Genomic DNA, 12,469 nt, shown 5'->3' with positions numbered 1-12,469 from the left:
TTATAAAAACTAAATGTTATAAATACTAATCATAAATATAAAAAGCCATAACTAATAGTTATGGCTTTTTATATTTATGATTACTTGACTTTTTTAGTTGCTTAGCAGAAACTGACTTATTGCCTGTAGTAAGGTTACAGCAACTTATTTTAACTCACAGCTGATTTGTGATCTTTTTGATTATTCCAATTCATTTAAAATAAATACTGAAAATAATCGAAGAGATGATTGATAAATTTTAGGAGTGTTACATGGCACAGCAAAGGGAAAATTGGTCTGGTAGAACTGGATTTATCATAGCCGCTATTGGATCGGCGGTAGGCTTAGGTAACATATGGCGTTTTCCTTATGTGGCTTATGATAATGGTGGTGGGGCATTTATGGTGCCTTATCTGATTGCTTTATTAACAGCAGGTATCCCACTATTATTTTTAGATTATATTATAGGACATAAATATCGTACGGCGGCGCCTCGTGCTTATAAAAAATTCTCACCATCTGGACAGTTTGTAGGGTGGTGGCAGACGCTAGTATCTTTCGTGATTGCTATTTATTACGCAGCTGTTATTGTTTGGGCTGGCAGTTATATGTTTTTCTCGTTCGGGCAAAAGTGGGGTGAAGACACCACGAACTTTTTTGTCAGCGACTTTGTAAGACATACAGGAGATTTAACCTCGGTATTTGTACCACAGATGTTCATAGGTTTGGTCATCGTTTGGGCAGTATCTATATTAATTATGTTTGGTGGCATCCGTAAAGGTGTGGAACTTGCCAATAAAATTTGTTTGCCATTGTTGCTGGTATTGTTTGGCATTATGGTATACAAAGCAGTTAATTTACCGGGTGCTATCGTCGGCCTCAATGCCTTTTTTGAGCCAAACTGGGTGAAAATGAAAGATCCTAACGTCTGGTTAGCAGCTTATGGACATATCTTTTTCTCGCTATCAGTAGGTTTCGGTATTATGGTCACCTATGCCTCATACCTTAAAAAGAATACAAACCTAACAGGCGCAGGCTTAGTCGTTGGTTTTGCGAACTCATCGTTTGAGCTTATTGCAGGTATTGGTATCTTTGCTGCTATTGGCTTTATGGCAGTATCAACAGGTCAAGATGTCTCTGAAGTTGCTAGCGGCGGTGTTGGACTTGCGTTCTTCGTCTTTCCTAAAATCATTTCTACTATGGGATCGAGTGGCGATATCGTTGGTTTCTTATTCTTCGGCTCTTTAGTCGTTGCTGGTATTAGCTCTCTCATCAGTATTTTAGAAGTACCTATTTCTGCTTTCCAAGAAAAATTTGATTGGTCACGCAAAAAAGCGGTTTCTATAATATGTGGCGTATGTGCGGTGATCTCTATCTCAGCATTCTCTACTGGTAGCTCATTGGTATTAGTAGATGTCATCGATCACTTTGCTAATAATATCGGTATCGTTGCTGGTGGTTTAATGTCAATTGTATTGGTCACTTGGTTTAACCGTAATAAAATTCCAAGTCTATTGGCTCATAGCAATCGTATCTCTAGCGTCAAACTAGGCGGTGCTTGGATATTCATGCTAACTGTTATTACACCAACGGTACTGACTATCGCTTTGGGTCTTAAGTTTATTGATTTGGTTAAAACACCTTATGAAGGTTATTCTTCAACTATCCTATTACTATTTGGTTGGGGTGTAGTTGTATTCTTCGGTCTAGGTGCATTTATACTAAGTCGTATGAAGGGTGTCCATGATGATGAAGATGCTAAAGCTCGTGCCATTGATGAGGCGCGCTAGTTAGTGAACTAAATAGTTAGCAGGTAGATTAACATTTCAATAGGAATTTATTATGAGCACTTCAGCTATTATTTTTATGATTATCTCAATGGTACTTATATGGGGCGGTTTGATTGCTTCCATCATACATCTAAGAAACAATCCAGATGTGCCAATGAGTCAAGTACCAGATGATAACTTTTAAATCTTTAAGCATAGAATATTATAAGCGTTAAAGTTTTTAAGAGTTATAAAAGAAAATGCCAGTCAGTTTAAGCCGACTGGCATTTTTGTACTTAAAATATTTTAATAACAGGTTTATTATTAAGTCAGAATCTATTCAAAGCAATTAACGCAAATTTAATTCAGGCACTGTTTGTCCACGCTTGGCATAAAACTCATTGACGAACTCATCAAATTTATCCGCTTCGATAGCATCTCTAATACCTTGCATCAAACGTTGATAGTAACGCAGATTATGAATCGTCGCTAACTGTGCGCCCAGCATCTCTTTACATTTATTCAAATGCGATAAATAAGCGCGGCTAAAGTTCTGACAAGTATAGCAATCACATTCAGGGTCTAACGGACCTTCATCAGTACGGTACTGGCTGTTGCGTATACGCACCACACCCGCGTTATCGGCATCACCTGTGACAAAGTAATGACCATTACGCGCGTTGCGAGTTGGCATGACACAATCGAACATATCGACACCGCGGCGTACGCCCTCAACGAGGTCCTCAGGCTTACCAACACCCATCAGATAGCGCGGTTTATCAGCTGGCATATCATTGGCGATGTAATCTAGAACCTCTATCATCTCTTCCTTTGGCTCGCCAACAGACAGACCACCGATCGCATAACCATCAAAGCCAATCTCGAGCAGGCCTTCAAGTGATTGCTTACGCAAATCGGCATACATACTGCCTTGGATGATACCAAATAACGCATTGGTACTACCAAGTTTTTTGTGCTCATCGACGCAGCGCTGTCCCCAACGTAGCGACAACTCCAATGATTTTTTAGCTCCGTCATGAGTGGCAGGATAGGGCGTACATTCATCGAATTGCATGACGATGTCTGAATTCAAGCTATACTGAATCTGCATCGATTTTTCTGGTGATAAAAAGACTTTGGCACCATCGATAGGCGATTTAAAAGTTACGCCTTCTTCGGTAATTTTACGCATTGCACCCAGACTAAATACTTGGAATCCGCCCGAATCAGTCAAGATTGGCTTATCCCAATGCATAAATTTATGCAGGCCACCAAATTTATCAATAATATCCGTACCCGGACGTAACCATAAATGAAAAGTATTGCCCAAGATAATATCCGCGCCAATCGCTTCGATATCACGAGGTAGCATACCTTTAACGGTACCGTAAGTACCCACTGGCATAAAGGCTGGCGTTTGCACGTCACCATGATTGAGATGAACCGTACCACGGCGCGCACGCGTAATGCCGCTGGCCGTTTTATGTAAGACAAATTGCATAAGTTAACCGCTATTTAAGCTAAGAAAATAACGCCAATTATAGCATTATCGGGCGTTTTTGGGGACTACGATATTTATGCGTCAGATAATCTGCATAGATAGGAAAAGCAATTATAAAAATAGCCTCAGCATATAAATCATAGGGTTAAAAATTAGTATTTTCTATTAGAGGAATATAACTAAAATACACAGACAACTTTGCCCAGTAATTGCTACAGTAAATGAATAACTGCTGCAAATTTAAGAGTATTGAACGCTATTTTTGCACAGCGGAGAGAAAGTATGAGCAAAGCAAGCTACCTATCATCGAAACATTCGCTTTTGAATGGAACGGTATTGAATAGAACGCTATTAAGTGGCGTATTATTAACCAGTGCGTTATTACTATCAGGAGTAGCTATGGCAACCGAAGAGCCGAAATATACTGTACTAAAACAGACCGAAGACTTTGAGTTACGTCGCTATGAGAGTCAGCTGGTGGCGCAAACTTGGGTGTCTGGTGACCAAGATGCGGCTAGTCGTGCAGGATTTAAGATATTAGCGGATTATATATTCGGTAATAATACTGCGCCGAGTGGCGAGAGTAGTAAAATTAGCACGACAGCGCCCGTAGCCATGCAATTTGAAGCAAAGCAATCTGCAACCAAGAAAAATGGAGGGTCGCAAAAAATTGCTATGACAGCACCAGTGTCTATTAAACAAGAGCACCAGCAACAAAACGATGGTAAATGGCGCGTACAATTTACTATGCCAAGCCAATATAGTATGCAAACGTTACCGAAGCCAAATAATCCAGACATCACAATTATCGAAGTGCCGCCGCAGACTTATGGTGTTATCAAATTCTCAGGGCTAGCTGGTGCTGAAAAGGTAGCTGCAAAAACAGCAGAATTGCAGTCTTGGATGCAAATGCAAAAATTAAACATAATAGGCACACCAGAACTGGCACGTTATAATCCCCCTTGGACATTACCTTTTATGCGCCGCAATGAAGTAATGATCGCTTATCAAGCAAAATAACCCATTATTAACGAAAATTTTTCCATAAAAAAAGACAGCAAGCGCTGTCTTTCTCTAATTTAAGATTAAGCCCATTAATTTAGCGGTTTTGCTCACGGATGATATTTAACATACGACGTAATGGCTCTGCTGCGCCCCATAACAGCTGGTCGCCGACAGTGAACGCGCCGAGGTATTCAGGTCCCATATTAAGCTTACGCAGGCGTCCTAATGCAACCGTCAAAGTACCAGTCACGGCTACGGGCGTCAAACGGTTCATAGTGGCTTCTTTATCGTCTTCCACCACGTCTAGCCATTCATTACCGCTATTCTTCAATGCCGCTTCAATTTCTTCTAATGGAATGTCTTTTTTAAGCTTAATTGTTAAGCCTTGTGCATGACAACGCATCGCCCCAACGCGAACACACATGCCGTCGATAGCAATCTTATCTGTTTCAGAGTTGCCAAGGATTTTATTGGTTTCAACGCCACCTTTCCATTCTTCACGAGACTGTTTATTTTCTAATTGCGCATCGATATAAGGAATCAAGCTACCCGCTAATGGTACGCCAAAGTATTGTTTAGGGAAATCGTCTGAGCGCTGAGTCTGAGCGATTTTCTTATCAATCTCAAGGATGGCGCTGGCAGGATTGGCAAGCTCATCTTTGACAGCATCATGGAGTACGCCCATGCCTTCGATTAACTCGCGCATGTTGTTCGCACCAGAGCCACTTGCTGCTTGATACGTCATGGCGCTGACCCATTCGACCCAGCCTTTATTAAACAGCTCACCGATAGCCATTAGCATCAGTGACACGGTGCAGTTACCGCCGATAAAGTCTTTTTTACCATTTGCAAGCGCACTATCGATGACGCTGCGGTTAACAGGATCAAGAATGATGATGCTGTCGTCTTCCATGCGTAAGGTGCTTGCCGCATCAATCCAGTAGCCAGTCCAACCGCTATCACGGAGTGGTTGATGAACCTTTGAGGTGTAATCGCCACCTTGGCAGGTAATAATCACATCACAAGCAGCAAGTGCTTCAATATCATGAGCATCTTTTAGTTGGCTGGTCTTGATACCATCAAAGCTTGGTGCGTCGCCGCCCGCGTTACTGGTTGAAAAAAACACCGGTGTCATACCGTCAAAGTCTTTTTCTTCACGCATACGCTCTATTAATACTGACCCGACCATACCGCGCCAGCCTACCAAGCCTACTGTTAAATTACTCATGAAACTTAATCCTTTTTACAATAAATTGTTGCATCGTCAACCGATAACAATGCCGTGAATAGCCCTAAAAAGCAAGGTTTTTTAGAGAACTTTCAGGGTTTTTCATACACTTATCGCTATGTTCATTATAACATTGAGTGATGGATTGGTTAACGATGCCAGTCAGATTTGCTATCCAATCTGCAGCTGACTACTTATGGAAATAGTTACTTAGTAAAAGGGTGCTCTATTAATAGGTTCATATTCTAACGAGAGGTTTAGATTGTAACTTTTTATAGTGACTATAACGTAATTTATCTTCAATAGTAGGCGCTGCTGTCATGAAATGCTAAAGTAAGCAGCGGCTATTAACGTTGATATTAAAAGTTTAAATATCGACAATTTGGATAGCAAAGACATTAAATAAATTTAATATCAGTTCGGGCTTGTCCTCAATTCAATCGATAGACATCTAAATGGTCTAAAAATGGCTAAATTTTGCCAAACTTCGTCAAATAGCTGGGTAATATCCCGATATTAACTGCACTATTTTCCTTGTTTGGCTGCAATTTATCTCATTTTTATCACCATTTTTAAAATGAGGACGCGCCCTAGTAAAAACAATTAATCAATACCATCATTGGCTTAGCCATTCATTTAATAAACGGTCGATACATATTATGGATTTCTCCCTATTATATTATGGCGCACAGTGGTTGGCGGGACTAATCGCATTTGTCACCATTTGGGGCTGGTTACCACTTGATCATTGGTGGGTGCGCGGTGTTGAGTTTCCACGTATTCAAATTATGATATTGGGTATCATTGCATGGGTTGGTATGCTGGTATTTGGCACAGAATGGCAACTGGGGCAGTGGCTGCTATTTATCGTTTTGAGCATTACTTTAGCCTTTCAGCTGCGTATGGTATTGCCCTATACCAAACTGTGGAAAAAAGAAGTAAAAAACGCCGTTGATAAGCCGGAAGTTCAGGACTGTCAGTTAAAAATCATGGTTTCAAATGTATTGACGCCGAATGATGAAACCCAAAAACTGATTGAGTTGGTCAAAGATAAACAGCCTGATATCTTAATTACTTTAGAGACGGATGAGAAATGGGAAACAGCGCTCAATCAAATTGAAGCAGATTATCCGTATACGGTAAAAGTGCCATTAGACAATCTATACGGGATGCACCTGTATTCCAAGCTTGAGCTGATAAATCCTGAAGTAAAGTATTTGATTATAGATGACATACCCTCTATTCATACACAGATGCGCTTGCAAAGCGGACAAATAATTTGGTTATACTGCTTACATCCGATGCCACCAAGTCCGACAGAAGCGGATAAATCTACGACTCGCGATGCCGAGCTACTGATGGTTGGAAAACATATTAAAGAGAATAACCAAACCGCTATATTGGCGGGTGATTTAAACGATGTTGCTTGGTCAAAAACCACCCGTCGTTTTCAGCGTATCTCAGGCTTGCTAGACCCACGTATCGGACGGCATTTTATCAATACCTTTCACGTTAAGTACCCATTTTTACGCTGGGCTCTAGACCATATTTTTCACAGTGCTTGTTTTACGGTGGTCGATATCAAGCGCATGCCGTCTATTGGCTCTGATCACTTTCCGGTAATGACGACCCTACAATATGAGCCAGAGCAGGCGAGTAAACAAGAAGACAATGCGCCCACCGAAAAAGCAGAGGATGTCAAAGAGGCAAAAAACACCATTGAAGCCGGCAAGAAAGAAGGCTGCAAAGTATCAAAAGAGCACGCAGAAGCAGAATAGAAGAGCGATTGCTAAGAAGGTTGTAGTATCTAGATAAAATGCTGATAAAAAGCACTTGCGACGTAAGCAAATGCTTACGTCAAATAAGGTCTTTAGCCTCTAGTCGTCTCGCATAAATTGGCCTAGAATACAATCATCAACACAAGGATACGCAAGGATGCAGTGTTGAGACAGTAGCCATAAAAGCACAGGTCAGCCCGCTGTCTTATAAGTTACTGTTTATGACTTAGGATGAGTCAACACGGAAGAGATAATAACAACAATATGAAACGCCATAGCCCTGAACCCATCGCCCTAGGTTCGGGGCTTTTCTTTGTTTGTGATTTCTATATATATTTAAAGCTTTTTGCAACTGTTAATAGAGGCGTTAACGGATTAAAACTCCAAGGTAGAACTTATCTCATAAACAATCGTACTTTTAACAAATGATCCAGATTAAAAAAAGGCATATGCATTGGCATATACCCTTCTTTATAAAATACTTTAACTAATATTTGGTTAACTTAATACTAACTAACCAAGTACCTGAATGTAAGCGCCGGCGCGTAGTTCTTGTAGCCAGTCTTCTTTGGCTTGTGGGGCAAGACGCTGATATAGCGCTTGGCGTGCCATATTACGACGGTACTCATCGCTGACATCTTGTTGACGCTTACCTTCAACTTTTAAGATATGCCAACCAAATTGCGTTTTGAATGGTGCAGAATAATCGCCGACCGCGGTATTTTTCATCATCGCTTCAAACGGACCAATCATTTGCTCTTCACCAACCCAATCCAAATCGCCACCGCGTCCTGCTGAGCCGGAATCATCTGAATAAGTCGATGCTAAACCAGCAAAATCAGCGCCACTACGTAATTGGGCATAGAGGTCATTGATTTTTTGTTCAGCAAGCGCATCTGTTTGCAACTCATCGACTTTGACTAAGATATGACGCGTATGCCACTGCGGTACTAGCATGGTATCACTGGATTTTTTATCAGCCAGTTTAATAATATCAATGCCTTCAGGGGTTATGAGTGGCGCGCTCACTGCGCCGACCTCAAGCTTGGTGATTTCGCTTGCCAGTTCAGTCGGTAAAGCTGCTGCTTTATGGAAACCCATGTCGCCACCTTGCAACTGAATGGGATAGCTGCCTTGACTTGCTGCGATAGCTTCTATTACATCAACATTTGGTGCTTGTAATCGTGTACGTAGACGCTGCGCGACTTTTAGTGCCTCATTACGCTGAGCTTCTGACAAGCGGCTGTAATCATCCATATAGGGGATACGGACATGAACGGTTTGATATTCGCTTTGACTTAAACGCTTAGCTTCAGGAGAGGCCAAAAAGGCATCGATATCTTGCTCACTAATGCGCACGCGGCTAGATATTTGGCGTTGTTGCAAAGCTTGGATAGCCGCATCTTCAATCAATTGCGCGCGCAGAGTAGCATAGCTACCTGGTTTTGCAGCGTCCAAACGTTGCTGCAGTTCACTAATGCTATTTAGTCCTTCCGCTTGGGCAATTTGAGCCAAGCGTTGATTGATGGCTGCTTCATCAGGATTTAATCCAACACGTTTGACCATGGTTAACTGTAATTCGCGCAAGATAAGGGCGTTTAATACTTCAGACTGCAGCTGGGCTGAATTGGCAATCGGTTCGCCAGCCGCTTGCGCACGTGCTTGGGTTTGCGCAATAGCAGCGATTAAATCACTTTTTAAGATCGCATTTTCATTGACCAATGCAATGATGCCGTCTGTACTATTGGCAGGCGTCAAACGATTCACGCTATTTTGTCCAGCTGCGACATTTGCTTGAGAGGCTTGCGCTTTTGCAGGCTTAACGGTCGCTGCTTGCGCACTAAGGCTTAGGGCAATAGCACCAGTCACACTCATAGCAACTAATACAGCTCGGCTGGTTTGACGTAAAGAAAAAAATCTCATGATGCTCCTCATCAATGTCATTGCATCGGATGGTAATCGGTTAAGCCTATTGACGATACTCTTAATTAAAGTAGCGGCTAAGGTTGTCTATAATAAATAGGGTACAAACACTGTTATATGCTGTTATAGCACAAATACTACTCTATAAATAACGTCATCAATCATACGTGAATATAATCGTATAAACGACACTTTATTAATCCTTCCAGGCGCTTTGAACGGGCTCAAATCCTAACACTTTGTCAGAAAGTAAGCGCGTTAAACGGCTGCTACCGCTACCAAGACCATTAAGTCTGATTTCTGCCATAATCGCTTGCGTCGGTTTGTCTTTGATATTTAAGTCATTATAGTAACGGCGACCATAAACGGCAAAACCGAAACAACAATCCTCATAATCGACACCAACTAACGAATCGAGCATCTTATCACGATTATAATCATACTGACCTTGCGCCAATACGCGCCAGTTATTATTGATCGGGAAAACCGCTGAGGCGGTAAACGCTGACAAAGGTAATTGGTCAGTGTTTTCATCACGCATACGCTTCACAAAACCGACGTTAAATAAGCTGTTATCAGATGGCTGATAACGTAGCTCAGTAGTGATGTAGTTTAAATCATAGTTATTAGTAAGCGCACCGCTCATATCGATCCAGACATTGTTATAAGGCTGAGTACTCGTATCCCATACCATTCCTGAAGACGATGAAGTTAATACAGGTTTTTCGTCATCAAGGGTCACACGCCCATCGTCGATATAAAACTGCTCTGCGATACTACCATCAAAACGTGTCACACCCGTTGCGTCGATGTAACGATAATTAATACCCGGTGTAAAAGCATGCAAATCTTGCAAACGGTCATGTCCTAAAAACCAACTATCAGAAAACAGTTGCTCGTAATTGATAGAGGCAATACGGGTATTAAAGTTAGGAATCTCATTTTGATCTTTATACGGCGAGTAGGTGTATTTTAAGCGCGGACTGAGTAATCGATAACCACCCAAAGTATCATCAAACGCGCCAAAAGGTGAGCCTGCTTGATAAAAATGCAGACCCGCGTCAATACTGGCTTGCGGTACAAATACCGATTGGCTACCATCGTCCTTATTTAGGTCGTTGTCTGCTAAACTGTCTTCATCATAAGAGGTATACAGATGCTGTAAGCTGAGTTTTGGCTTGATATAACCCCAAGATTTTTCCATAGGGTAAACGGCGCTGAGCTTATTATAAATTCGCGTACCACTTTTTTCATTTTCAGAACCATCATCGATAGACTTTTTAAAATAAGCGGTATCACTTACCCCTGTGATATCAAAGCTTTTTGCCCATGGCAGACGATAGTCCAGTGTGAGCTGCGGCAGACGCGAGTAAGGCTTATCTTTATCCTGTAAGGGTTGCCCACTATTGGTAATGGCATCCAGCGTTTGGAAAGTTTCTACCTTTAGCTCACCATTGACATAGTCATTATAATAATTTACTCGCGCACGGCGTGGTAGGTTTAAGGTGTTGTCTGACAAACCTAAAGTATCAAAGTCGTTGAGATAGTCCGCATCAGATACGTAGCTGTATTTTGCATCGCCACTTAGACGCGGAATGCTTTTAGATGCCCAATAATGATCATAAAATAAGCTGCTGCGATCTTCACCGTCATACTTTTTATCATTAGGCAGATATGAGCCGTTAAAAATACCTTCGCCATAATCTTCAGTCAAATAGCGAAACTCACCTGAGAGCATCGGGTTACGGTTGGTATAGACGTGGGTATTAAGGGTTGCATCATAGTTGGGTGCTAAATTAAAGTAATAAGGTACATCAACTTCAAGACCGCTTTCACTACTGATACTAGCATTAGGTAATAAAAACCCACTACTGCGCCGATCGTCTATAGGAAAGTTAAAATAGGGTAAATAGAATACCGGCACATCGGCAATACGAAAAGTCGTATTATAAGCTTCACCGCGACCCGTTTCCGTATCTAAGTCGATACTTTTGGCATCAAACTGCCATTTACGATTGGTAGGCGGGCAGGTGCTAAACATTACCTCGTCGAGCTCGTACTGTGTCTCATTAGGTCGATTTAGGCGCTTGGCATAGCCATGTGCTTGTAATTCTACGCTGGCAAAAGCGACATCGCTAGCGGTTGATTGCCCAGTCTCAGTATTATAATTTAAACTGTCTGCGACACCGATAAGTCCACCTTTTGAGGCTTTGTCAGTGAGGCTCGCATTATTATTTTGAATATTGTTGTTGTAAGGTCTGCTGTTTTGAGCATTGCCAGCTTGGGATGGAATAGAAGATTGATTGCCATTCCCCGTAGCTTGATCGGTAAACATCACTTTACCTTGCGCGGCTGCTACATTGTTATTCAAGTCTATAATAATTTTGTCCGCTTCGATATGCTGCGTACCTTGATCAACAATCACATTACCTGATAGCTCAGCATAATCGACATTATCATAGTAGCCATAGTCAGATTCTGCAAACAGCGGTGCTTGATTGTTGGGAATGCCATTTAGATTGGGTGCTGGCTGACCGTTGCTTGCACCGGTTTCATTGACTGCTCGCTGATAATTGGGATTTTTCTTTGGGTAAACCCATTGACCTTCGCAGCGTTGGGCACTATCGACGCTATTTGGCAGCAGCTTTAAGTCGTTGCCTACCGCCGGAATGGTTCGCGCGGTAAACGTATTTTGAATATCATTTTGGTTGTTATCTGCTACATTAGCATTGCTATTATTATTTAACGTTGCAGGATCAGTTTCAGGCGTTAATTCATAAAATTCTGCCAAGCGTCTGAGACTTTCTTGAATACTTTCATCACTGTCGTTAACCTGGCGGTTATCGGCTTTAGTTTCAGCTGTAGCAGCACTATTTACTGGCGCAGCGGCATTATTTTGATTATTATCAGTTGCATCAATACTGTCATTAATTTCCGTGATATCGATAGTGTTACTATCTAAAGCATTATCAAAGCCAGAATTTTGCCTTTGTACCTTTTGATAACTGATGTCTTGATTGACACTATTAATGTTGTCATTGAGATCGTTATTGACGTCAGCCGCTACTTTTGGCTCATAGGCGCTAGCACTGTTAACCGCTGACGGCTCAGTGGTCTGCGTATTTATCTGTGCATCATTACTATTAATAGCGGCGCTGACAGTCAAGCTAGATAAGCTTAAGGCGCCAAATAAAATCAAACGGATGCTTTGGTAAAGCGGAGAATATAACAAGGGCACACCTATGTATGATTGTAGAGCCTATTGGATTGCGATCATTAAATCACT

The 12,469-nt window shown here is 41.6% G+C and carries 8 protein-coding genes; 4 read left to right on the top strand and 4 right to left on the bottom strand.

Annotation, left to right across the window (positions count from 1 at the left end; translation table 11 throughout):
- The first annotated feature begins 251 nt into the window (after positions 1-251).
- Together JMW39_RS02365 and JMW39_RS02360 are read left to right on the top strand one after the other, a co-directional pair.
- Positions 252-1,769, top strand: a complete 1,518-nt coding sequence (locus tag JMW39_RS02365; protein ID WP_201543421.1) for a sodium-dependent transporter — start codon at positions 252-254, stop codon at positions 1,767-1,769.
- 52 nt (positions 1,770-1,821) lie between these two features.
- A complete protein-coding gene (locus JMW39_RS02360) occupies positions 1,822-1,953 on the top strand; it encodes a methionine/alanine import family NSS transporter small subunit (protein WP_201543419.1) in 132 nt (43 codons plus the stop codon).
- Positions 1,954-2,097: 144 nt separating this feature from the next.
- Here JMW39_RS02360 and tgt read toward each other — a convergent pair whose 3' ends face one another.
- Positions 2,098-3,249, bottom strand: coding sequence for a tRNA guanosine(34) transglycosylase Tgt (gene tgt, locus JMW39_RS02355; protein ID WP_201543417.1), 1,152 nt, complete (start codon positions 3,247-3,249; stop codon positions 2,098-2,100).
- A 282-nt stretch (positions 3,250-3,531) separates the two neighbouring features.
- Between tgt and JMW39_RS02350 the strand changes: the two genes are divergently transcribed.
- Positions 3,532-4,269 (top strand): SOUL family heme-binding protein, encoded by a 738-nt coding sequence (locus JMW39_RS02350; protein ID WP_201543415.1) that lies wholly within the window; start codon positions 3,532-3,534, stop codon positions 4,267-4,269.
- A 79-nt stretch (positions 4,270-4,348) separates the two neighbouring features.
- Here JMW39_RS02350 and asd read toward each other — a convergent pair whose 3' ends face one another.
- Positions 4,349-5,482: an aspartate-semialdehyde dehydrogenase gene (asd, locus tag JMW39_RS02345; protein ID WP_201543413.1), complete on the bottom strand. Its 1,134-nt coding sequence runs from the start codon at positions 5,480-5,482 to the stop codon at positions 4,349-4,351.
- A 659-nt stretch (positions 5,483-6,141) separates the two neighbouring features.
- Here asd and JMW39_RS02340 point away from each other — a divergent pair.
- Positions 6,142-7,260, top strand: coding sequence for an endonuclease/exonuclease/phosphatase family protein (locus JMW39_RS02340; RefSeq protein WP_201543411.1), 1,119 nt, complete (start codon positions 6,142-6,144; stop codon positions 7,258-7,260).
- Positions 7,261-7,773: 513 nt separating this feature from the next.
- Here the strand turns inward: JMW39_RS02340 and JMW39_RS02335 are convergent.
- Together JMW39_RS02335 and JMW39_RS02330 are read right to left on the bottom strand one after the other, a co-directional pair.
- Positions 7,774-9,183 (bottom strand): peptidylprolyl isomerase, encoded by a 1,410-nt coding sequence (locus JMW39_RS02335; protein WP_201543409.1) that lies wholly within the window; start codon positions 9,181-9,183, stop codon positions 7,774-7,776.
- A 196-nt stretch (positions 9,184-9,379) separates the two neighbouring features.
- Positions 9,380-12,415 (bottom strand): LPS-assembly protein LptD, encoded by a 3,036-nt coding sequence (locus JMW39_RS02330; RefSeq protein ID WP_201543407.1) that lies wholly within the window; start codon positions 12,413-12,415, stop codon positions 9,380-9,382.
- Between the last annotated feature and the right edge of the window lie 54 nt (positions 12,416-12,469).

The organism is Psychrobacter immobilis (assembly GCF_904846175.1).
GTDB classification, from domain to species: Bacteria; Pseudomonadota; Gammaproteobacteria; order Pseudomonadales; family Moraxellaceae; genus Psychrobacter; species Psychrobacter immobilis_E.
Note: the sequence above shows the minus strand (reverse complement) of the source record. Positions and strands in the feature narration are given on the sequence as shown.

What these genes read in the sequence shown, in the direction of transcription:
- JMW39_RS02365 (WP_201543421.1), top strand. Translation starts at nt 252, where the DNA reads ATGGCACAGCAAAGGGAAAATTGGTCTGGTAGAACTGGATTTATCATA.
- JMW39_RS02360 (WP_201543419.1), top strand. Translation starts at nt 1,822, where the DNA reads ATGAGCACTTCAGCTATTATTTTTATGATTATCTCAATGGTACTTATA.
- tgt (WP_201543417.1), bottom strand. Translation starts at nt 3,249, where the DNA reads ATGCAATTTGTCTTACATAAAACGGCCAGCGGCATTACGCGTGCGCGC.
- JMW39_RS02350 (WP_201543415.1), top strand. Translation starts at nt 3,532, where the DNA reads ATGAGCAAAGCAAGCTACCTATCATCGAAACATTCGCTTTTGAATGGA.
- asd (WP_201543413.1), bottom strand. Translation starts at nt 5,482, where the DNA reads ATGAGTAATTTAACAGTAGGCTTGGTAGGCTGGCGCGGTATGGTCGGG.
- JMW39_RS02340 (WP_201543411.1), top strand. Translation starts at nt 6,142, where the DNA reads ATGGATTTCTCCCTATTATATTATGGCGCACAGTGGTTGGCGGGACTA.
- JMW39_RS02335 (WP_201543409.1), bottom strand. Translation starts at nt 9,183, where the DNA reads ATGAGATTTTTTTCTTTACGTCAAACCAGCCGAGCTGTATTAGTTGCT.